Genomic DNA, 21,555 nt, shown 5'->3' with positions numbered 1-21,555 from the left:
GATAGCGACAAGAGGAAACGAAAGATGCGCAAATTAATGATGTCCTTGCTGATGGCCGGTTCGCTGCTCGCGGGCGGTATCGGCGCCGCCCTCGCGGACGACGCTTCCGCCCCCGCAGCCGCTTCGGCCGCTGCTCCCGATACGACGGCGAGCGCGCCGGCACCGGACGCTTCGGCGGCACCTGCTGCCGCCGCGGCTTCGGCACCGGCCGCTGACGCGTCCGCCGCACCGGCTGCCAGCGCGGCCGCCGCCGCATCGGACGCTGCGCCGGCTGCCCCGACCGCGCCGTTCTCGGTCGATTCGTCGAAGATCAATTCGGGCGACACCGCCTGGATGCTGACTTCCACCGCGCTCGTGCTGTTCATGACGATCCCGGGTCTGGCGCTGTTCTACGGCGGCATGGTCCGCAAGAAGAGCGTGCTCGCGATTCTGATGCAAAGCTTCGCGATCACTTGCCTCGTGTCGATCATCTGGGTCGTGGTGGGCTACAGCCTCGCCTTCACGCCGGGTGGATCGTTCATTGGCGGCTTCTCGCGCTTCTTCATGTCGGGCATGAACTACATCAAGGGCGACAAGGCCACGACGCTGACCGTCAGCCACCTCGCGCCGACGATCCCGGAAACGGTCTACGTCGTCTATCAGATGACGTTCGCGATCATTACCCCGGCGCTGATCACGGGTGCGTTTGCCGACCGTATGAAGTTCTCGGCGATGCTGGTGTTCATGACGCTGTGGTCGATCATCGTCTACTCGCCGATCGCGCACATGGTCTGGGAACCGACCGGCTGGCTGGCTAGCGCGGGCATCCTCGACTTCGCGGGCGGCACGGTGGTGCACATCAACGCCGGTATCGCGGCGCTGGTCTGCGCACTGGTGCTCGGCAAGCGTGTCGGTTACGGCAAGGAAGCGATGGCGCCGCACAACCTGACGCTCACGCTGATCGGCGGCGCCATGCTGTGGGTAGGCTGGTTCGGCTTCAATGCGGGTTCGGCAGTGGCAGCAGACGGCCGTGCCGGTTTCGCGATGTTCGCAACGCAAGTGGCGACCGCAGCGGCAGCACTCGCATGGATGTTCGCCGAATGGGCGACCAAGGGTAAGCCGTCGGTACTCGGTATCGTGTCGGGCGCCGTGGCGGGTCTGGTGGCGATTACGCCGGCTTCGGGCTTCGTTGGCATGGCGGGTTCGCTGGTGATCGGTATCGCAGCGGGCGTGATCTGCTTCTGGTCGGCAACGTGGCTCAAACACAAGCTCGGTTACGACGACTCGCTCGACGCGTTCGGCGTGCACTGCATCGGCGGTATCGTGGGTGCGCTGCTGACCGGCGTGTTCGCGGTGAAGGACATCGGCGGCGCGGATGGCAGCGTGATCCTGCAAGCCAAGGGCGTGCTGACGACGCTGATCTACAGCGGCGTGGTGAGCTACATCCTGCTGAAGATCATCGACATGGTGATGGGCCTGCGTGTGACGGAAGAACAGGAACGCGAAGGTCTGGACGTGACGCTGCACGGCGAACACGTCGAATAAGCAACACACCGCGAGCCCGCGCTCCCGGGCTCGTGGGGATGACGGATAAGCGCAGCGATTTTGGCCCGCCTTCATGGCGGGCTTTTTTCTTGCGCGCTATCTTGTAAACGGTAGTTTTCCCCGCCTATGATGGCAATAGCGAGAATGCATTCGCGTCCGCTTGCGAATGGAGAAACCGTCCCCAAATGGACAAAGCATTTGCTCTACAATCTTTTTTCTCCAGTCTGCGAGTGATCAATGGTTCCGCACCTAGTTACGGCGTTAAACGGCCCGCTGCTCGATCTTGAGCGGAAGATCCTCGACGCTACTCCCGCCATCGAACGCTGGTTCCGGCTCGAATGGCAGGAGCACACGCCGCCGTTCTATTGTTCCGTCGATCTGCGCAACGCGGGCTTCAAGCTCGCGCCGGTCGACACCAATCTGTTTCCTGGCGCATTCAACAATCTGCCGCAGGAAGTGTTGCCGCTCGCCGTCCAGGCGGCGATGGCGTCGATCGAGAAGATCTGTCCGGACGCAAAGAATCTGCTGGTGATTCCGGAGCGCCACACGCGCAACGCGTTTTATCTCGAGAATGTCGCCCGTCTGGCCGCGATCATGCGCCAGGCCGGCTTGAATGTGCGTTTCGGCACGCTCGACGAAACCATCAATGGGCCGGTCACGATCGCGCTCTCCGACGGTCAGAAGCTCGTGCTCGAACCGCTCGAGCGTTCGCAGCGGCGCCTCGGCCTGAAGAATTTCGACCCGTGCTCGATTCTGCTGAATAATGATCTGTCGGGCGGCATTCCGCCCGTGCTCGAAAATCTGCACGAGCAGTATTTGCTGCCGCCGCTGCATGCCGGTTGGGCCGTGCGCCGCAAATCCACGCATTTTTCCTGTTACGACGACGTCGCAAAGAAATTCGCGAAAATGGTCGAGATCGACCCGTGGATGATCAACCCGTACTTCGCGCACGTTGAAGGCGTCGACTTCCAGGAACGCACCGGCGAGGAAGCGCTGACGGACGCGATCGACGGCGTGCTGAAGAAGATCGCCAAGAAGTATCGCGAGTACGGCATCTCCGAAAAACCGTATGTCGTCATCAAGTCGGACGCGGGCACGTACGGCATGGGCGTGATGACCGTGCACGACGCGTCGGAAGTCGCCGCGCTCACCAAGCGCGAACGCGCCAAGATGGCCGCGACCAAAGACGGCCTGGAAGTGCATGACGTGATCGTGCAGGAAGGCGTGTACACCTTCGAGCGCATCGGCGAAGAAGTGGCCGAGCCGGTCGTGTACATGATCGACCGCTACGTGGTGGGCGGCTTCTACCGCGTGCACGGCAGTCGCGAGCGCGATCAGAATCTGAACGCGCCGGGCATGCACTTCGTGCCGCTCGGCTTCGAGCATACGGCGCTGCCCGACGCGCACGCCAAGCCGGGCGCGGCGCCGCCGAACCGCTTCTATATGTACGGCGTGGTGGCGCGGCTCGGGCTGCTGGCCGCATCGGTGGAACTGGAAAAGACCGATCCGGAAGCGATTCAGGTCTAAGCCACCTCGGGTGGCCGATGGCGGCATGCGTGCCGCCATCGCCATTTTCAACGACTATATTTACGATCAATGCCAAGCCCGTCAGGGCGCACCGGGACCTTCATGGACATTCTTTTCATCGCCGATCCGCTCACGCAATTCAAGATCTATAAAGACTCGACCTACGCGATGATGGCCGAAGCCGCGCGCCGCGGTCACGTGGTGTACACGTGCGAGCCGAAGCATCTGGCGTGGACGGGCGGCGACGTCGAGGCGAACGTGCAGCGCTTTGCGATTGTCGGCGACGTCACCGATCTGCATCGCGAGGTCTGGTACGACGCTGAAGCAGCCGCGCCGCGCTCGCTCAAGAGCTTCAGCGCCGTGGTGATGCGCAAAGACCCGCCGTTCGACATGGAATACGTCACGTCGACGTGGCTGCTCGAAATGGCCGAACGCGGCGGCGCGCGCATCTTCAACAAACCGCAGGCGATTCGCGATCATTCGGAAAAGCTCGCGATCGGCGAGTTCGCGCAGTTCGTCACGCCCACGCTGGTCACGCGCGACGCGACCCGTTTGCGCGCGTTCCATGAGGAACATGGCGACGTGATCCTGAAGCCGCTCGACGGCATGGGCGGCATGGGCGTGTTCCGGGTGAAGGCCGACGGCATGAACCTTGGGTCGATCATCGAAATGCTGAGCCACGACGGCGCGCGTTCGGTGATGGCGCAAAAATTCATCCCCGAGATCAAAGAGGGCGACAAGCGGATTTTGCTGATCGGCGGTGAAGCCGTGCCATATTCGCTCGCGCGTATTCCTCAGGGTAATGAAGTGCGCGGCAATCTCGCGGCCGGTGGCCTGGGCGTGGCGCGTCCGCTGACCGATCACGACCGCAAGATTGCCGATACGCTGGCGCCCGTGCTTGCCGCGCGCGGTTTGCTGCTGGTCGGGCTGGATGCGATCGGCGACTGGCTGACCGAAGTGAACGTGACGAGCCCGACGTGTTTCCGCGAGATCATGGATCAAACCGGCTTCGACGTGGCCGCCATGTTCATCGACGCATTGGAGCGCGCGGCGGGGTGATGGCGCGGCCTGCTGGCGGCACTTGAATGCCCGCCATGCCCCCCAAACTGTGTAACAAGTCCGCCTCACGCAGCACGCCGGAATTGGCGCGAAAATGAGCCTGATACAATGCCCGCTCTTCCGCGCCAAGGTGAATCGATCGGACCCGACGGGTGTCACGGGCAGCGGACTGTAAGCGAGCAGTGTTTCGCCGGCGCAGGCACGACGCCATGCGCGGCAAGCCGCTCGTCAATTGATGCGTTCCGGCCCTCATGGCCCACGGCCGGCAGAGGGCGCTGACGAACCGGGCTTCGTCCCGGTTCACGGTTCGAGGCCGTTCTTTTGCAGTAAGGCTGACATGGCAGGCATTCTGATCATTGCGCACGCTCCGTTCGCCACCGCGTTGCGCGATTGCATTTCGCACATCTATGGTGGCTTGCCGGCTCGTATCGGCGTGATCGACGTATCGCCGGATTGCGATCCGGTACAGCAGGTTGCGTTTGCGAACTCGGAGATCGAGCGTCTCAAGGAAGAAAACGGCGCGCTCGTCCTCACGGATATGTTCGGCGCCACGCCGGCGAATATCGCCGGACGGCTCGCATCGCTGCCGGACGTGCGCGTGCTGTGCGGCGTCAATTTACCGATGCTGGTGCGTGCGGTCTGTTATCGCGCCACGCCGCTCGACACGCTGGTCGACAAGGCACTCGCCGGCGCCACCAAGGGCGTGCATGCGATCGGACCGGCCACCCCGGCGCCCATTGCACCCACGGCGGAATCCGGCGATTGTTTGCCGGCTCTGCCGCCGGAGGCGGCATCGGCAGACTGTATCCCTGCGTTGCCCCCTGAGGCCGACCTGACACAGAAAGCCGATTCGGCCGGCTTATAAGTTATTGCGCCGGCTCGCCTTGGGTGGCAGGCGCATTGCAATCGCTTCGCAGTTTCACCTTTCACAACAACACTTACCCGCGCTTCGGACCATCACATGCTGCAACAGGAAACGACTATTGTGAACAAGCTGGGGCTGCACGCGCGCGCGTCGGCCAAGTTGACCCAACTCGCGGGCAACTATCAGGCGGAAATCTGGATGAGCCGCAATGGCCGCCGTATCAATGCCAAGAGCATCATGGGCGTGATGATGCTGGCCGCGGGCATCGGCAGCACGGTGCTGATCGAAACGGAAGGCTCCGATGAAAAAGAAGCGATGGACGCATTGTTGAAACTGATTGCCGATAAATTCGGCGAGGGGCAGTGAACCCGTGCGTCCACGTTGCGATGAGCAAGAACGCCGCGGTTGTCCGCGGCGTTTTTTTTAGCGCATGACAATGGGCAGACGAAACGCGCGTGAGGGCGCGCGCGTCGGCATGCGCTTGCGAGACTTGAGTCGAGCGATACGCGAAGCGCGAGGCCGATGAAGGCGCATTGCCACGGCTGCTTACGGTTTTTCGTGCTGCACTGCACACACCCCCGTCGCATCGACGGAGGGCGTGGAATTTATAATGACGGACAGTGTCTGAGAGCATTGCAGCGGTTTGCCGCGGCATCACACAACTAGAGGAGGTGCGCGTGTCCTTCACGCTGCATGGAATTCCCGTGTCACGCGGTATCGCCATCGGGCGGGCTTATCTGATCGCCCCGGCTGCACTTGACGTAGACCACTATCTGATCGAACCCGCCCAGATCGAGAGCGAGATCGAGCGCTTTCGCACGGCCCAGCAACACGTGCATTACGAGCTCGAAACGCTGCGTGCCGATCTTGCCGCGGACGCACCTAGCGAAATGGGCGCGTTCATCAACGTGCATTCAATGATCCTGAACGATGCGATGCTCGTGCAGGAAACCTTCGACCTGATCCGCACACGCCGCTACAACGTGGAGTGGGCGCTGACCGAGCAGCTCGAGCGCCTCTCGCGCCATTTCGACGATATCGAAGACGAGTACCTGCGCGAGCGCAAAGCCGATATCGAGCAGGTGGTGGAGCGCGTGCTGAAGGCGCTCGCCGGCGCGTCGGTGGCGCTGGGCGACGGCGTGCACGGTGCATGCGACGAAATGATCGTGGTCGCGCACGACATCGCACCGGCCGACATGATGCAGTTCAAGACCCAGACATTTCAGGGTTTCGTCACGGACCTCGGCGGCCGCACGTCGCACACGGCGATCGTCGCGCGCAGCCTGGGCATTCCGGCGGCGGTCGGCGTGCAGCACGCGAGCGCGCTGATTCGCCAGGACGACCTGATTATCGTCGACGGCGATCATGGCATTGTGATCGTCGATCCCGCGCCGATCGTGCTCGAAGAGTACTCGTATCGGCAGAGCGAGAAGGCGCTCGAGCAGCGCAAGCTGCAACGGCTGAAGTTTTCGCCTACACAAACGCTGTGCGGCACCCGCATCGAACTGTGCGCGAACATCGAGTTGCCGGACGACGCGCGCGCCGCGGTCGATGCGGGCGCGACCGGCGTCGGCCTGTTCCGCACCGAGTTCCTGTTCATGAATCACAAGGACCGCCTGCCGGAAGAGGAGGAGCAGTTCGGCGCGTATCGTCGCGCGGTCGAGTTGATGAACGGGCTGCCGGTGACTATCCGTACGATCGACGTGGGCGCCGACAAGCCGCTCGATTCGATGAGCGGGGGCGATGCTTACGAAACCGCCGCGAACCCGGCCTTGGGGCTGAGAGCGATTCGCTGGAGTCTTTCCGAGCCGCAGATGTTCCTCACGCAGTTGCGCGCTATTTTGCGCGCGTCGGCGTTCGGCTCGGTGAAGATTCTGATTCCGATGCTCGCGCACGCCCAGGAAATCGACCAGACGCTCGATCTGATTCGCGAAGCCAAGCGTCAGCTCGACGACGCGGGTATGGCCTACGATCCGAACGTGCAGGTCGGCGCGATGATCGAGATTCCGGCCGCCGCCATCGCTTTGCCGCTGTTCCTCAAGCGGCTCGATTTTCTGTCGATCGGCACCAACGATCTGATCCAGTACACGCTCGCAATCGATCGGGCGGACAACTCGGTCGCGCATCTGTATGACCCGCTGCATCCGGCGGTGCTGCATCTGATCGCGTTCACGCTGCGCGAAGCAAAGCGGGCGGGCGTGCCGGTCTCGGTGTGCGGTGAGATGGCGGGGGATCCGACGTTGACGCGCCTGTTGCTCGGCATGGGCCTCACCGAGTTTTCGATGCATCCGAGCCAGCTGCTGGTGGTCAAGCAGGAAGTGCTGCGCTCGCATCTGAAGACTCTGGAGAAGCCGGTGGCCGATGTGCTGGCTTCGTTCGAACCGGAAGAAGTGCAGGCTGCGCTCAAGCGCGTGATGCTGGCTTGATTCGCCACGCTTGCCTCGTCATCCGGTGAAGACGCCGCCCATTGGGCGGCGTTTCTGTTTCAGCGTGCGGTTGAGGAGGCTAGCTAGCGTCAGGCGAGGTGCGTCTGTCCGCACACCGGACAATCCGGCTGGCGCGCGATGCGCATCGTGGTCCACTCCATCCGCAGTGAATCCAGCATCATCAGGCGGCCGAGCAAGGGCGTGCCGATTGCGCCGATCACCTTGAGCGCTTCGGCCGCCTGCATCGAACCGACAATGCCCACCGTCGGCGCGAACACGCCCATGGTCGAACACGCTACTTCCTCGAACGGCTGGTCTTCGGGAAACACGCAGGCGTAGCAGGGCGACGCTTCGTCGCGGAGATCGAAGGTGCTGATCTGGCCGTCGAAGCGCAACGCCGCGCCCGACACCAGCGGCACGCCGTGCTTCACGCAGGCGCGGTTGATCGCATGGCGCGTGGCGAAGTTATCGGTGCAATCGAGCACGACGCTCGTGTGCGGCACGTGCGCGTCGAGCCACGCGTCGTCGACGCGCTCGGCCACCGCGTCCACCGCGACCTCGGGATTGATCCGCGCGATCGCGTCACGCCCGGACTCGACCTTCTTGCGTCCAACCGATGCGGTCACATGCAGGATTTGCCGCTGCAGATTGGTCAGGTCGACCGTGTCGGCATCGACCAAAGTCAAACGACCGACGCCCGCCGCAGCCAGATACATTGCCGCGGGCGAGCCCAGGCCGCCCGCGCCGACGATGATCGCGTGCGCATCGATAAAGCGCTGTTGCGCCTCGATGCCGATTTCATCGACGAGGATGTGGCGGGAATAGCGAAGGAGTTGATCGTCGTTCATGGCGGGGCGCGTGAATGTGTCGCGCGATGAGATGCAGGACCGACGGGCCTGCCGTGCGCGTTGTGGATATTTTAATCGCGCCGGGAGCGGGTGTTCTTGCTGATGCTGGGTATGGCAGCGTGTCTTCGCAGCATGTTTCGCTGCGAAGACACGTCAGACTGGCTGCTTAGTTGCTTTGCGAAGCAGGCGTGGGGGCCGCTGCACCCGGCACCGGTTGCGTCGGCTTCACCGCGACCGGCGCGGACGCCGACGCGGCCGGCTTGTTTTGCGCGAGACGGCGCTCGGTCAGCGACTTCGATTCCTGCACCGGCTTGCCTTCCAGCTTGTTCAGCGCCTGTTGCAGCATGAAGTCGTCGGCCGAACCGAATTCCACCGGCTTGCGCTCACGATCCTTCTGGCGCTGTTCCGGCGTCTTCTTGTCGTTCTGCTCTTCAAGCTGGCGCAACTGGTCCATGCGCTCCTGTTCGCGCTGTTCCGCTTCCTTCTTCTCGTTCGGATCTTGCGTGTTCGCAAGGTGATTCGTGTAGTCGACTTCGCGGGTGACGAGTGCGTCGTCCGGATCGCCTTCTGCGTATTGATCGACCGCGACGTCAGGACGGATGCCCTTGTTCTGGATCGATCGGCCGCTCGGCGTGTAGTAGTACGCCGTGGTCAGACGCAGTGCGGTGTCGGCCGTCATGGGACGCACGGTCTGCACCGAACCCTTGCCGAAGGTGGTCTTGCCGACGATCAGCGCACGGTGCTGATCCTGCAGCGCGCCCGCGACGATCTCCGACGCCGACGCGGAGTACGCGTTGGTCAGCACGATCATCGGCACGGTCTTGAAGATCGGCGCTTCGTCCTTCAGCGGATCGCTGTCGAAGGATTGCAGGCGGTAGTTGTCGTAGGTGTCGCGATAGACCTGCTTCGAATCCGGAATCTGGCCGTTGGTGGACACCACAACCGAATTTGGCGGCAGGAACGCGCCGGCCACGCCGACCGCGCTTTGCAGCAGGCCGCCGCCGTTATTGCGCAGGTCGAGCACGAGACCCTTCAGATTCGGCTGCTGACGCGCGATGTCTTGCAGCTTCGCAGCCAGGTCAGGCACGGTACGTTCCTGGAAGCTCGTGATCCGCACATAGGCGTAGCCCGGCGCAAGGATCTTCATCTTGACCGACTGGACCTTGATGATCGCGCGCGTAACCGTGAGCGGGAACGTGCGGTCGTCGGTCTTGCGGAAGATGGTGAGCGTGACCTTGGTGCCCGGGTCGCCGCGCATCTGCTTGACCGCCTGGTCGAGCGTCATGCCGCGCACGGGTTTGTCGTTGATACGCGTGATCAGGTCGCCCGGACGAATGCCGGCGCGGAACGCGGGCGTGTCTTCGATCGGCGAAATCACCTTGATCAGGCCGTCTTCCGACGAAATTTCGATGCCAAGGCCGGCGAAGCGACCTTTGGTCTGCTCCTGCAGTTCCTCGTAATCGGTCTTGTCGAGGTAGGAGGAGTGTGGGTCGAGGCTCGACACCATGCCCTTGATGGCGGCGGTGAGAAGCTTTTTATCGTCGACCGGTTCGACGTATTCGTGCTTGATTTGCCCGAATACTTCGGCAAAGAGCCTGAGCTGGTCCAGCGGCAGCGGTGCAACGGCGTTCGACGCTGCGCCGGCGGGTTGCTGGGCCGAAGCCGAAAGCTGCAGGGTGGCAAATACGCCGGTAGCAAGGCCCGCGGCAATCAGGCCGATATTTTTCAGGTTCTTTCGCATAGAGTCTGTTGCGGTCGGAAGCGCGTGGCAGCGTCGATAGAGATGGGGACGGACAAGTATAACTGCACACCCGCCAAGTCAGGGCGCGGCGCAGGCAATCGTGATTCGACAGCACGCGCCGGACCTGGTTCGTTGGATTGCGCGCACAACGACGAAGTAATGTGCCGTAACGAATGGATGGCGGCCAGGACGGCGCGCTCGAATCAAGCGAGCCGCGCTGACTGGCTCGTCCTGCCCGTCGGCGCGACCCGTGAGCCGCCATTCACCGCGTTTCTGACGGCAACATGGCGGCAAGATGGCAGATCAGCCGGCCTTGCCTTGCTTGGCAACAGCGGCCTGTGCCTTGGCGATCGCTTCCTGGTCGCCCAGATAGTAGTGCTTGATGGGCTTCAGGTCTTCGTCGAGTTCATAGACGAGCGGCACGCCGTTCGGAATATTCAGGCCGACGATGTCGTCGTCCGAAATGTTGTCGAGGTACTTCACCAGCGCGCGGATCGAGTTGCCGTGGGCGGCGATCACGACCTTGCGGCCCGACTTGATGGCCGGCGCAATCGACTCGTTCCACAGGGGCAGAACGCGCGCGACGGTGTCTTTCAGGCATTCGGTGAGCGGCAGTTGCTCGCGCGGCACTTTGGCGTAGCGTGGGTCGTTATAGGGCGCACGTTCGTCCGTCGGCTCGAGCGCCGGCGGCGGCGTGTCGTAGCTGCGGCGCCAGACCAGCACCTGTTCGTCGCCGAACTTCGCGGCCGTTTCCGCCTTGTTCAGACCTGACAGCGCGCCGTAGTGGCGTTCATTCAGACGCCACGAATGCACCACCGGCAGGTACATCAGATCCATTTTGTCCTGCACGTGCCACAAGGTGCGGATCGCACGCTTGAGCACCGAGGTGTAGGCGATGTCGAACGTGTAGCCCGAGTCCTTCAGCAGCACGCCCGCCTGTTGCGCCTCATTGTTGCCCTGTTCGGTCAGGTCGACGTCGACCCAGCCCGTGAAGCGGTTTTCCTTGTTCCACGTCGATTCGCCGTGGCGGATGAGAACGAGTTTGTACATGAGATTGCCGGTCGGTAGTGAGGAAGCGGGAAAGCGCTGCGCGCGGTCCTCTGAAGGAGCGCCGCCATCGCGTCAGACGGTTATTTTATAATGGCTGGATTGCCCTTTTCGATTTCTCTCTTTTTCGGCGGATTTTCCGTGAAGTTTTTCACTGATTACACAAACCTTGTACTGATCGCGATCGTCCTCATCTCCGGTGGGTTGCTGCTGTGGCCGACGATCAGCCGGCGCGGGCGCGGCGGCCTGTCGGCCGCTGAAGCCACGCAACTGATCAACCGGCGCAATGCGGCGGTCATCGATCTGCGTCCGTCCGCCGACTACGCCAAAGGGCATTTGCCCGCGGCGCGGCACCTTGAATTTGCAGAGTTGCAGGCGAAGGTCGCGCAACTCGTGAAGAACAAGAGCAACCCGGTGCTGCTGGTATGCCAGACCGGCCAGCAGTCGAACAAGGCAGCGCGTATCGTGCAGGATGCAGGTTACGCGGAAGTCCATGTTCTCGAAGGCGGTGTCGACGCCTGGCAGAAAGCCGGTATGCCGGTTGTGAAACAAGGAGCAGCCAAGTGAACAAAGTGATCATGTACAGCACCCAGGTGTGCCCGTATTGCCAGATGGCCGAACGTCTTTTAAAGTCGCGCGGCGTCGAGCACGTTGAAAAGGTACTGATCGACAAAGACCCGGCCCGTCGTGAGGAAATGATGACCCGGACCGGTCGCCGCACGGTGCCGCAAGTGTTCATCGGCGAGACGCATGTGGGCGGGTACGATGACCTTTCCGCGCTCGATCGCGCGGGCGGTCTGATGCCGCTGCTCGAAGCAACCGCCTGACTTCGCGCGCCCGCGGGCGCTAGAGAAGGGCGGGTGAACACCAAGCCGGCGCGGCCTCGCCTCATCAGGGCGGGCGGCGCGCCGCAATGATCTGGCGGCCCATGCTTGCATGGGCCGCCACTATGCATATCTATCAGGGAATCACTTCATCATGTCCGACGAGAATAACCAGCCGTTCTTCAACATCCAGCGCATCTATCTGAAGGACATGTCGCTCGAGCAGCCGAATTCGCCGGGCATCTTCCTCGAACAGGAAATGCCCTCGGTCGAAGTCGAAGTCGACGTGAAGGCTGAGCGCCTCGCCGACACCGTGTTCGAAATCCTCGTCACGGGCACGGTCACGGCCAAGGTTGCGGACAAGGTGGCGTTCCTGATCGAAGCCAAGCAAGCGGGCATTTTCGACATCCGCAACATTCCGGCTGAGCAGATCGATCCGCTGGTCGGCATTGCCTGCCCGACCATCCTGTTTCCGTACCTGCGCTCGAACATTGCCGACGCGATCACCCGCGCCGGTTTCCCGCCGATCCACCTCGCCGAGATCAACTTCCAGGCGCTGTACGAGCAACGTCTCGCGCAGATGGGTGGCCAGGACGGCGCGGCGCAGAACGGCGTCACGCACTAACGTGTCGCAGGCAGTGCCGGCTATGAAGGTTGCTGTCCTCGGCGCCGGCGCATGGGGCACAGCCCTCGCCGGCCATCTGGCCGTCAGGCACGACACGGTGTTGTGGGGGCGCGAGCCCGCGCTCATGGCCGAGCTCTCCGCTTCGCACGAAAACGCCCGCTATCTGGCGGGCGTTGCTTTGCCGCCTTCGCTTCGCTATGAAGCCGATCTGAACGCAGCGCTCGACCATGCGCTCGCCGACGACGCGTTATGCGTCGTGGCGACGCCCGTGGCCGGACTGCGCGGTCTGTTTCAGGCGATGCGCGACGCGGGCAAAGTGCCGGCCCATCTCGTGTGGTTGTGCAAGGGCTTTGAAGCCGACTCGCAGTTGATGCCGCATCAGGTGGTCGCGGCCGAACTGCCGGAACACCAGAGCAACGGTGTGCTCTCCGGGCCGAGCTTCGCGCGCGAAGTCGGGCAGGGCTTGCCGGTCGCGCTGACCATCGCGAGTGCGTCGGCGGCGTGCCGCGAGCGCACGGTCGCCGCGTTTCATCACGGCGCCATGCGCATCTATACCGGCGACGACGTCGTCGGTGTGGAAGTGGGCGGTGCGGTGAAAAACGTGCTGGCCATCGCAACGGGCATCGCCGACGGCCTCGGCCTCGGTTTGAATGCGCGCGCGGCGCTGATCACGCGCGGTCTCGCCGAAATGTCGCGCCTCGGCGTGACGCTGGGCGGACGCGCGGAAACGTTCACCGGTTTGACCGGTCTGGGCGATCTGATCCTGACCGCAACCGGCGATCTGTCACGCAATCGCACCGTCGGCGTGCAACTCGCCGCGGGCCGCACGCTGGAGGATATTCTCGGCGCCCTCGGTCACGTGGCCGAAGGCGTGCGTTGCGCGCAAGCCGTGCTCGCGATTGCTCGCGCGCATGGCATCGAGATGCCGATCACGCAGGCGGTCTGCGCCGTGCTGTTCGACGGCGTGGCGCCGCGCGACGCCGTCAGCGCCCTGCTGCGGCGCGACTCCAAAGCCGAATAAGCCTTGTCTTTCAGCCGTTTAGCGCGCCAAAGCGCTGAACGGCTGCCTGCTCGCGCTGTCCACGTTTTATCGACGCTTCGGATCAGCGAGGTTCTCATGCTCAGATTCAATCGTTGCACGCTGGAAGCACGCGTAGTCGACATCACCACGCTCGCCTTGGATGCGATCGTCAACGCCGCGAATACGTCGTTATTGGGCGGAGGCGGCGTGGATGGCGCGATTCATCGCGCGGCCGGCAAAGAGTTGCTGCGCGAGTGCGAGGCGCTCGGCGGCTGCGCGACCGGCGACGCGAAGCTGACCGCCGGCTACCGCCTTCCGGCCAGACATGTGATTCACGCAGTCGGCCCGGTCTGGCGCGGCGGGACGCATGGCGAGGCCGACCTGCTGGCGTCCTGCTATCAGCGCTCGCTCGAGGTGGCGCGCGAGGCGCAGTGCAAGAGCATTGCGTTTCCCGCGATCAGTTGCGGCATCTACCATTTCCCCGCAGATCAGGCGGTGCGGATCGCGCTCGGCACCGTGCTCGACACGTTGCCGCGCACGCCGCAAATCGAACAGGTGGTGTTCGCCTGTTTCGACGACGCCATGTTCGCGCGCTACGAAGCCGAACTGAAACGCCGTCAGGCGCCGCCTTCGAAGCCGGTCTGACGCCACGCTTCGAACACAACAATCGCAACGGTATTCGACAGATTCAGGCTGCGGTTGCCTGGCCGCATGGGCAGGCGCACGCGTTGCTCATTGGCGAACTGGTCGAGCACCGGGTCGGGCAGGCCACGCGTTTCGGCGCCGAACACGAACCAGTCGCCGGATTGAAAGGCGTGCTCGTGAAAGCGGCCCGAGCCGCGCGTGGTGAAGGCGAACATGCGCGCCGGGTCCGGCGCTTCCCTGGCGATGAACGCCGCCCAACCCGCATGCACGTTCATTTGCGCGTACTCGTGATAGTCGAGGCCGGCGCGGCGCAACTTGGCGTCGTCGAGCGGAAAGCCGAGCGGTTCGATCAGATGCAGCCGAGCGCCGGTGTTGGCGCACAGGCGGATCACGTTGCCGGTGTTCGGCGGAATTTCCGGTTCTACGAGAACGACATTGAACATGGTGAGCTCAGGTGGAGACTAGTTTTTCGGCGTGCGCAGCGCGACGAAGTTGGTGACCCGCCGAGCGCCGGCTGCCTTCAGCGTGCGCGCCAGCGCTTCGAGCGTGGCGCCGGTCGTCATCACATCGTCGACGATGCCGACGTGCAGGCCTTGGACAGATCCAGCGACCTTGAAGGCGCGGCCTACGTTCAGGCGGCGGGCGTCGAGATCGAGCCTGGACTGCGGCGCGGTGTGAATCACGCGATCCAGCAAGGTGGCGTCGCTGCGTAACTTCAGCGCCCGGGCCAGCGGCCTGGCGATCTGCCAAGCCTGGTTATAGCCGCGCTCGGTGAGCCGTTTTCTGGCCAGCGGCACGGGCGCGATCACGTCCGGCCATTCGGCGTGGTCCTGCCAGGAATCCTCCGCAAGACGCGCGAGCCGTTGTGCGAACTCGCGCGCCAGCATCAGCCGCGCGCGAAATTTCAGGCCGACCGCGAGCGTATCCAGCGGCGCCCGATAGTCGGCGAGGGCGAAGGTCGCGTCGAACGGTGGCGGCTCGCCGATGCAATCCGCGCAGCGATATTGCGCGTAAGCCGCCCATCGCGAATGGGATAACGGCACTGCGCAGACGGTGCAGCGCAAGCGGCTTTCGTTCCAGTAGGCGTCGTCGCAACCGGGGCACAGCGTCGTATGCGACAAATTGCCGCATAACGCGCAGAGATTCGGCAACGCCGCGTGCATGACGCGCGGCCAGGCTGAACGAAAGCCGCTCGCGAAGCGCGCGAATCTGCCGCCGGAAAATGATGAAATGGGTCGGAATGACACGGTGGAACCGCCCGCGAAGGCCCTTCACGCTGAATGGAAAGAAGCGAGCGAGTATACTTCGTGCTCCACGCCAGCACGACACCCATGTCCCCAACTTCCGCTCAAACTGGCCGTCCGGCCTATGATTCCCGGCGCCTCCGGCGGATCTTCGACCGTCGCGCAGCGACTTTCGACGAGGTCGCGTTCCTGCCGCGCGAGATCGCGCAACGTATGCGCGAGCGTCTCGACTTCATCAAGGTCATGCCGGCGAGCGTGCTTGACGCCGGCTGCGGCGCGGGCGAAGACATTCCCGCTCTGCGCGAGCGCTTTCCCGAAGCGCCGGTGTTCGGCTCCGACCTCTCGCACGGCATGCTCACGCGCGCGCTCCAGCACGATTCCGGCGGCACGAGCTGGCGGCGCTTTTTGCCGGCATCGCTCGGCAAGGCGCTTGGCGCCCGTGGTCCGCGCTTCGCCCAAGCCGACTTTTCGGCGCTGCCGTTCGCGGCCGGCGCCTTCGAATTCATCTGGTCCAATCTGGCGCTCCACTGGCACTCGCGGCCCGATCTCGTGTTTCCCGAGTGGCAGCGCGTGCTGAAAGTCAACGGCCTGCTGATGTTCAGCACCCTCGGCCCCGACTCGCTCAAGGAATTGCGCGGCGCCTATGCCGAAGTCGAGGCCGCGCATGGCGTCCCCTCGCGCAAGCATGTGATCGACTTCGTCGACATGCACGATCTCGGCGACATGTTGGTCGAAAGCGGCTTCGAAATCCCCGTGATGGACCAGGAAGTCCTCACCATTACCTATAAGTCGCCGCAGTCGCTGCTCGCCGACGTGCGCCGCTGGGGCGCCTATCCGTTCGAGCGCGAAGCGTCGTCGAGCGCCGCGGCGCGCCGGCTGCACAAGGCTTTGCTCGCGGCCCTCGAAGCCCGCCGGCGCGCCGACGGCACGATCGCGCTGACCTTCGAAGTGATCTACGGACACGCATGGAAAGCCGTGCCGCGTACCACGGCCGAAGGTCACGGCATCGTGCGAATCGAGGACATTGGACGAGGTTCGTCGAGGAATCGTTGAAGAATTGCCGGGGCGGTAAAGACGACATCTGTTATGTCTGAAATTACCACTTCAAAAGACGCGCAAAAGGTGCGTCAAAACGGCGCGGAGGCTTGTCGCGCATGGCTTGTGGGCCAATGGAGGCTTGCTTGTGGATGCTATGGATCGCGCCTATAATGCGTCAGTTTGTCGCCCGGAGTTCCCACATTTGGGGCGGCAGGCCCGAGGCACAGGGCAGCAAGATAAGATAGCGCGGCGGTGATCGAACGGCCGGAATAATGGCTGCGAAGATTGGCGCTGGCGGCGATTGGAGACAATCGGCGGGAGGCAGCGATGGAAGCATCAGATCTGCTGGCGGATTCAGAACCGGTTCTGAAAGACTGGACGATGAAACGCAACTGTTCGATATCGCCGCGGCAGTTCGTGTATTTCTACGTATCGCTAGCGTTGTTCTCGTTGGCAATTGCTTTCATGCTGGTTCTGGTCGGCGCCTGGCTGGTGTTGCCGTTCACCGGTATCGAATTGCTGGCGGTGGGCATCGCGTTTGCCATATATGCGCGTCATGCTGTGGATTACGAGCGCATCCGGTTGTTTCAGAACCGGCTCGTCATCGAGCAGGTCAGCGCCGAGCAACTCACGCAGTTCGAGTTCAATCCGCGCTGGGTGCGGATCGAGGCGGGCGCAACACCGCGTGACCAGATCAAACTGGTCTCGCGCGGGCAGACGATCATGATCGGGCAACATCTCGCGCAGTATCGGCGCGCGCAGTTCGCAGGCGAACTGCGCATGTGGCTCACGCGTTGTTAATGCGATGAGTCGCGCGGCGTTCACGGGGAGCGCGAGGCAACCTGCCAGCGGGGTCGAGGGTTTGAATGGAAAATTTGGGTAAGGAAGCTATGAAAACAATCAAGCGAGCCCTCATGGGCGTGCTGGCGATGAGCGGTCTGCTTTTCGCCGGTGCGGCCCTGGCAGTGGGCGATGTTCCGGGCGGCCCCGCCGTCAACGAGATCAATCTCCAGCCGCCTGCGACCAAGATCGCTGAGGAGCTCTTCAGCCTCCACATGTTCATGCTGGTTCTTTGCCTGGTCATCTTCGTCGGCGTGTTCGGCGTGATGTTCTATTCGATCTTTGCTCACCGCAAATCGAAAGGCCACAAAGCTTCCAACTTCCACGAAAGCACTACCGTCGAAATCATCTGGACGATCGTGCCGTTCATCATCGTCGTGCTGATGGCGCTGCCCGCCACCAAGACGGTGGTCGCGATGAAAGACACCACGAACGCCGACGTCACCATCAAGGTCACCGGCTACCAGTGGAAATGGGGCTACGACTACGTGAAGGGCCCGGGCGAAGGCATCAACTTTCTGTCCACGCTGGCCACGCCACGTGCGGAAACGGATGGCCGCGAGCCGATTTCCACCACGTATCTGCAGGAAGTCGACAATCCGCTGGTCGTCCCGGTCGACAAGAAAATCCGCATCATCACCACCGCGAACGACGTGGTCCACTCCTGGTACGTGCCGGCTTTCGGCGTGAAGCAGGATGCGATCCCGGGCTTCGTGCGCGACACGTGGTTCAAGGCTGACAAGGTCGGCACGTTCCGCGGCTTCTGTACGGAACTGTGCGGCAAGGAACACGCGTTCATGCCGGTGGTGGTCGAAGTGCTCTCCGCCGACGACTACGCGAAGTGGGTCGACACGCAGAAGAAGAAAATGGCCGCTGGCCAGGACGATCCCAACAAGACGTACACGATGGCCGAGCTGATGGAGCGCGGCGGCAAGGTCTATGCGGCGAACTGCGCGGTCTGCCACCAGCCGACCGGCAAGGGTGCAGGCGCATTCCCGGCGCTCGACGGCAGCAAGATCGCCAACGGCGCGATCGCCGAGCACGTCAGCCTGGTGCTGAAGGGCAAGAATGCGATGCCCTCGTGGGCGCCTACGCTGAACGACGTCGAGATCGCTTCGGTGGTCACGTACGAACGTAACTCGTGGGGCAACCACACCGGCGACATTCTCCAGCCGAAGCAAGTGGCCGACGCCCGCAACGGCAAGCTGCCGGAAGGCGGCAACCATCTGGCCGACGCAGGCGCGGCAGCGAGCGGCGCAGCGGCAGCATCCGGCGCCTCGGGCGCGGAAGCGGCAACAGCGTCGGCACCGGCAGCGGCCGGTTCGGACAGCGCGGCAACGCAAGCGGCACTCCCGGCGAGCATCTACTTCGACACCGGCAAGAGCACGCTGCCGGCCGACGCAAAAGCGGCAGTCGACGCAGCCGCGGCCTACGCGAAAGCGCATCCGGATGCGAAATTCACGCTGTCGGGCTTCACCGACGCCACCGGTTCCGCCGACCTCAACGCGAAACTCGCGAAGAGCCGTGCCGAAGCCGTGCGCGACGCGTTGAAAGCAGCCGGCATTGCCGAAGACCATATTATTTTGAAGAAGCCGGAAACGATCACGGGCGGCAGCGACGCGAAAGAAGCCCGGCGTGTTCAGATCAGCCCGGCTGTCTGACGTGTTCATGGTCAGCACCGCAGTATTCGCTTTAGGAGATTGTCATGTCTAGCATCGGACACGATGTAGTCGCAGGCCACGAACACGTGCACGGCGACCATGCCCACGAAACGCCGCATGGCTGGCGCCGTTGGCTGTTCGCAACCAATCACAAGGACATCGGTACGCTGTACCTGATCTTCTCGTTCACCATGTTCCTCTCCGGGGGCGTGATGGCGCTGATGATCCGTGCCGAACTGTTCGAGCCGGGCTTGCAGATCATGCGTCCCGAGTTCTTCAACCAGTTGACCACCATGCATGGCCTGATCATGGTGTTCGGCGCGATCATGCCGGCCTTCGTCGGCTTCGCGAACTGGATGGTGCCGCTGCAGATCGGCGCATCGGACATGGCATTCGCCCGCATGAACAACTTCAGCTTCTGGCTTCTGCCGGTGGCGGCTGTTCTGCTGGTCGGTTCGTTCTTCGCGCCAGGCGGCGCGACCGCTGCGGGCTGGACGCTGTACGCGCCGCTCTCCACGCAGATGGGCCCGGGCATGGACTTCGCGATTTTCGCGGTCCACTTGATGGGTGCTTCGTCGATCATGGGCGGGATCAACATCGTCGTGACGATCCTGAACATGCGCGCACCCGGCCTCACGCTGATGAAAATGCCGATGTTCGTCTGGACGTGGCTGATCACCGCCTACCTGCTGATCGCCGTGATGCCGGTGCTGGCGGGCGCGATCACCATGGTGCTGTTCGACCGTCACTTCGGCACGTCGTTCTTCAACGCGGCAGGCGGCGGCGACCCGGTCATGTACCAGCACATCTTCTGGTTCTTCGGGCACCCCGAGGTGTACATCATGATCTTGCCGGCGTTCGGGATCGTGTCGCAGGTGATTCCGGCGTTCTCGCGCAAGCCGCTGTTCGGCTATAGCTCGATGGTGTACGCAACGTCGTCGATCGCGATTCTGTCGTTCATGGTCTGGGCGCACCACATGTTCGCCACCGGCATGCCGGTGACGGGCCAGCTGTTCTTCATGTACGCCACCATGCTGATCGCCGTGCCGACGGGCGTGAAGGTGTTCAACTGGGTCGCGACGATGTGGCGCGGTTCGCTGAGCTTCGAAACGCCTATGCTGTTCGCGGTCGGCTTCCTGATCGTGTTCACGTTCGGTGGTCTGTCGGGTCTGATGCTGGCAATGGCCCCGCTCGACATCCAGTATCACGGTACTTATTTCGTGGTCGCGCACTTCCACTACGTGCTGGTGGCGGGCTCGCTCTTCGCGCTGTTCTCCGGCTGGTACTACTGGGCGCCGAAGTGGACCGGCTGGATGTACAACGAGACGCGCGGCAAGATCCACTTCTGGGCGTCGCTGTTCTTCTTCAACCTCGCGTTCCTGCCGATGCACTTCGTCGGTCTCGCAGGCATGCCGCGTCGTTATGCTGACTACCCGGCACAGTTCACGGACTGGAACCAGGTCATCTCGATCGGTGCGTTCGGCTTTGGTCTGGCGCAGGTCTACTTCCTGTTCGCGGTTGCACTGCCGGCCTACCGTGGCGGCGGCGAACTCGAAAAAGCTGGCGACAAGCCGTGGGACGGCGCAACGGGCCTCGAATGGACCGTGCCGAGCCCGGCTCCGTTCCACACGTTCGAAAACCCGCCGACCGTCGAGTAATCGGCGCACGGTGAGATTGCCGGCTCGGGTGGCGCAGCAGTTCGCTACCGGAGCTGGCGGTCAGGAAAGTCGTGGCGGCATCCGTAGTCACGAAAAGTATTCAAAAAGTCGAGCATGACGCGCAATCCTCAAGAAAGACGTACGCCCGAGCAGATTCGCGCGGGCAACCGGCGGATCGGTTTCGTGATGTTCGTGATCGCCGCGGTCTTTTTCGCGAGCGTCATCATTCATCAGAAGTGGTTCACCTGACCGGGCGGTTCGAGTCAGTTTGCAGGCTTGTTGAGGATTGAGATGTCGACGCAACCGCCGGCTCAGGCCGACCGCTCTTTTAACCGTTCGATGCTGATCAAGCTGTTCGTCGTCGCGTTGATGATGTTCGGTTTCGGTTTCGCGCTGGTGCCGATGTATCGGGCGATCTGCCAGATCACCGGCATCAACAACCTGGTGCAGCGTGATGCCACGGTGCGCGAGGCGAAGAATACGCAGGTCGACACGAGCCGCACGATTTCGATCGAATTCGATGCAAACGCGCGCGGCCCGCTGGGTTTCAAACCGGAGCAACGCAGTCTCGACGTGCATCCAGGCGAAGTGACGACGGTGATGTACGAGGTGAGCAACGAACAGGCGCGCACGATTCAGGCGCAAGCCATTCCGAGCTACGCGCCGAAGCAGGCCACCGAGTATTTCAAGAAGATCGAGTGTTTTTGCTTTACGCAGCAAACTTTGACGGCGAATCAGAGCAGGCGGATGCCAGTGGTATTCGTGGTCGATCCGAAGTTGCCGAAGGACGTGAATACGATCACGTTGTCGTACACGTTCTTTGAATTGAATACGCCGGCAGCGGCGACGGCCGGAAGTGCGGCGCCCACAGCCAATACGGCGACAGGCGCGGATAAAAGCGCGGCAGCCACGGCAGCCAATCCCGCCTGACGGTTCGCGCCGCCGGCGAAGGAAAGAGAAAC

Annotated in this window: 22 protein-coding genes; 17 read left to right on the top strand and 5 right to left on the bottom strand. The window is 62.9% G+C overall.

Going from position 1 to position 21,555, the window contains the following annotated elements; genetic code table 11:
• Window positions 1-24 precede the first annotated feature (24 nt).
• From B0G71_RS17865 to ptsP, 6 genes are all read left to right on the top strand, one after another.
• Window positions 25-1,524: an ammonium transporter gene (locus B0G71_RS17865; protein WP_116143097.1), complete on the top strand. Its 1,500-nt coding sequence runs from the start codon at window positions 25-27 to the stop codon at window positions 1,522-1,524.
• Window positions 1,525-1,761: 237 nt separating this feature from the next.
• Window positions 1,762-3,051 (top strand): glutamate--cysteine ligase, encoded by a 1,290-nt coding sequence (gshA, locus tag B0G71_RS17860; protein WP_012431593.1) that lies wholly within the window; start codon window positions 1,762-1,764, stop codon window positions 3,049-3,051.
• A gap of 102 nt (window positions 3,052-3,153) precedes the next feature.
• Window positions 3,154-4,110, top strand: coding sequence for a glutathione synthase (gshB, locus tag B0G71_RS17855; RefSeq protein ID WP_106282214.1), 957 nt, complete (start codon window positions 3,154-3,156; stop codon window positions 4,108-4,110).
• Window positions 4,111-4,447: 337 nt separating this feature from the next.
• A complete protein-coding gene (locus tag B0G71_RS17850; protein WP_116118877.1) occupies window positions 4,448-4,975 on the top strand; it encodes a PTS sugar transporter subunit IIA in 528 nt (175 codons plus the stop codon).
• Between the two features lie 96 nt (window positions 4,976-5,071).
• Window positions 5,072-5,341 (top strand): HPr family phosphocarrier protein, encoded by a 270-nt coding sequence (locus tag B0G71_RS17845; RefSeq protein ID WP_012431596.1) that lies wholly within the window; start codon window positions 5,072-5,074, stop codon window positions 5,339-5,341.
• Window positions 5,342-5,652: 311 nt separating this feature from the next.
• Window positions 5,653-7,401: a phosphoenolpyruvate--protein phosphotransferase gene (ptsP, locus tag B0G71_RS17840; protein WP_106282210.1), complete on the top strand. Its 1,749-nt coding sequence runs from the start codon at window positions 5,653-5,655 to the stop codon at window positions 7,399-7,401.
• An 89-nt stretch (window positions 7,402-7,490) separates the two neighbouring features.
• On the opposite strand, the gene B0G71_RS17835 is transcribed toward ptsP, so the two are convergent.
• The 3 genes from B0G71_RS17835 to gpmA form a co-directional block, all read right to left on the bottom strand.
• Window positions 7,491-8,249 carry a molybdopterin-synthase adenylyltransferase MoeB gene (locus B0G71_RS17835; protein ID WP_116143095.1) on the bottom strand — a complete coding sequence of 253 codons (759 nt, stop codon included), beginning with the start codon at window positions 8,247-8,249 and terminating at the stop codon, window positions 7,491-7,493.
• Between the two features lie 166 nt (window positions 8,250-8,415).
• Window positions 8,416-9,990, bottom strand: a complete 1,575-nt coding sequence (locus tag B0G71_RS17830) for a S41 family peptidase (RefSeq protein WP_116143093.1) — start codon at window positions 9,988-9,990, stop codon at window positions 8,416-8,418.
• 303 nt (window positions 9,991-10,293) lie between these two features.
• A complete protein-coding gene (gene gpmA, locus B0G71_RS17825; protein WP_106282205.1) occupies window positions 10,294-11,040 on the bottom strand; it encodes a 2,3-diphosphoglycerate-dependent phosphoglycerate mutase in 747 nt (248 codons plus the stop codon).
• 138 nt (window positions 11,041-11,178) lie between these two features.
• On the opposite strand from gpmA, the gene B0G71_RS17820 reads away from it, so the two are divergent.
• The 5 genes from B0G71_RS17820 (at window position 11,179) to B0G71_RS17800 (ending at window position 14,152) form a co-directional block, all read left to right on the top strand.
• Window positions 11,179-11,604 carry a rhodanese-like domain-containing protein gene (locus B0G71_RS17820; protein WP_012431601.1) on the top strand — a complete coding sequence of 142 codons (426 nt, stop codon included), beginning with the start codon at window positions 11,179-11,181 and terminating at the stop codon, window positions 11,602-11,604.
• Entirely contained in the window at window positions 11,601-11,864 is a 264-nt protein-coding gene (gene grxC, locus B0G71_RS17815; RefSeq protein ID WP_007179466.1) for a glutaredoxin 3, read from the top strand. The genes B0G71_RS17820 and grxC overlap by 4 nt, the downstream gene beginning before the upstream one ends.
• A gap of 151 nt (window positions 11,865-12,015) precedes the next feature.
• Window positions 12,016-12,486 (top strand): protein-export chaperone SecB, encoded by a 471-nt coding sequence (gene secB, locus B0G71_RS17810; protein ID WP_106282308.1) that lies wholly within the window; start codon window positions 12,016-12,018, stop codon window positions 12,484-12,486.
• 22 nt (window positions 12,487-12,508) lie between these two features.
• Entirely contained in the window at window positions 12,509-13,507 is a 999-nt protein-coding gene (locus B0G71_RS17805) for an NAD(P)H-dependent glycerol-3-phosphate dehydrogenase (protein ID WP_116143091.1), read from the top strand.
• Window positions 13,508-13,603: 96 nt separating this feature from the next.
• A complete protein-coding gene (locus B0G71_RS17800; protein ID WP_116143089.1) occupies window positions 13,604-14,152 on the top strand; it encodes an O-acetyl-ADP-ribose deacetylase in 549 nt (182 codons plus the stop codon).
• Here B0G71_RS17800 and trmL read toward each other — a convergent pair.
• Together trmL and B0G71_RS17790 are read right to left on the bottom strand one after the other, a co-directional pair.
• Window positions 14,125-14,595: a tRNA (uridine(34)/cytosine(34)/5-carboxymethylaminomethyluridine(34)-2'-O)-methyltransferase TrmL gene (trmL, locus tag B0G71_RS17795; protein ID WP_116143087.1), complete on the bottom strand. Its 471-nt coding sequence runs from the start codon at window positions 14,593-14,595 to the stop codon at window positions 14,125-14,127. The two genes, B0G71_RS17800 and trmL, sit on opposite strands and share 28 nt — an antisense overlap.
• 18 nt (window positions 14,596-14,613) lie before the next feature.
• On the bottom strand, window positions 14,614-15,315 hold the full coding sequence (locus tag B0G71_RS17790; protein ID WP_116143085.1) for a ComF family protein: 702 nt from the start codon (window positions 15,313-15,315) through the stop codon (window positions 14,614-14,616).
• A gap of 168 nt (window positions 15,316-15,483) precedes the next feature.
• Here B0G71_RS17790 and B0G71_RS17785 point away from each other — a divergent pair, with 168 nt between their 5' ends.
• The 6 genes from B0G71_RS17785 (at window position 15,484) to B0G71_RS17765 (ending at window position 21,523) form a co-directional block, all read left to right on the top strand.
• On the top strand, window positions 15,484-16,449 hold the full coding sequence (locus tag B0G71_RS17785; protein WP_116143083.1) for a methyltransferase domain-containing protein: 966 nt from the start codon (window positions 15,484-15,486) through the stop codon (window positions 16,447-16,449).
• A gap of 312 nt (window positions 16,450-16,761) precedes the next feature.
• Complete coding sequence (locus tag B0G71_RS17780; RefSeq protein WP_116143081.1) at window positions 16,762-17,235, top strand: DUF2244 domain-containing protein; 474 nt, start codon at window positions 16,762-16,764, stop codon at window positions 17,233-17,235.
• Between the two features lie 65 nt (window positions 17,236-17,300).
• Window positions 17,301-18,935: a cytochrome c oxidase subunit II gene (coxB, locus tag B0G71_RS17775; protein ID WP_116143079.1), complete on the top strand. Its 1,635-nt coding sequence runs from the start codon at window positions 17,301-17,303 to the stop codon at window positions 18,933-18,935.
• 44 nt (window positions 18,936-18,979) lie between these two features.
• Window positions 18,980-20,593: a cytochrome c oxidase subunit I gene (gene ctaD / locus B0G71_RS17770; RefSeq protein ID WP_116118885.1), complete on the top strand. Its 1,614-nt coding sequence runs from the start codon at window positions 18,980-18,982 to the stop codon at window positions 20,591-20,593.
• A gap of 114 nt (window positions 20,594-20,707) precedes the next feature.
• Window positions 20,708-20,842 carry a cytochrome oxidase small assembly protein gene (locus B0G71_RS41740; RefSeq protein ID WP_097391202.1) on the top strand — a complete coding sequence of 45 codons (135 nt, stop codon included), beginning with the start codon at window positions 20,708-20,710 and terminating at the stop codon, window positions 20,840-20,842.
• Between the two features lie 42 nt (window positions 20,843-20,884).
• A complete protein-coding gene (locus tag B0G71_RS17765) occupies window positions 20,885-21,523 on the top strand; it encodes a cytochrome c oxidase assembly protein (RefSeq protein WP_116143077.1) in 639 nt (212 codons plus the stop codon).
• Window positions 21,524-21,555 lie beyond the last annotated feature (32 nt).

The sequence above is a fragment of the Paraburkholderia sp. BL27I4N3 genome (genome assembly GCF_003386115.1).
GTDB lineage: Bacteria > Pseudomonadota > Gammaproteobacteria > Burkholderiales > Burkholderiaceae > Paraburkholderia.
Note: the sequence above shows the minus strand (reverse complement) of the source record. Positions and strands in the feature narration are given on the sequence as shown.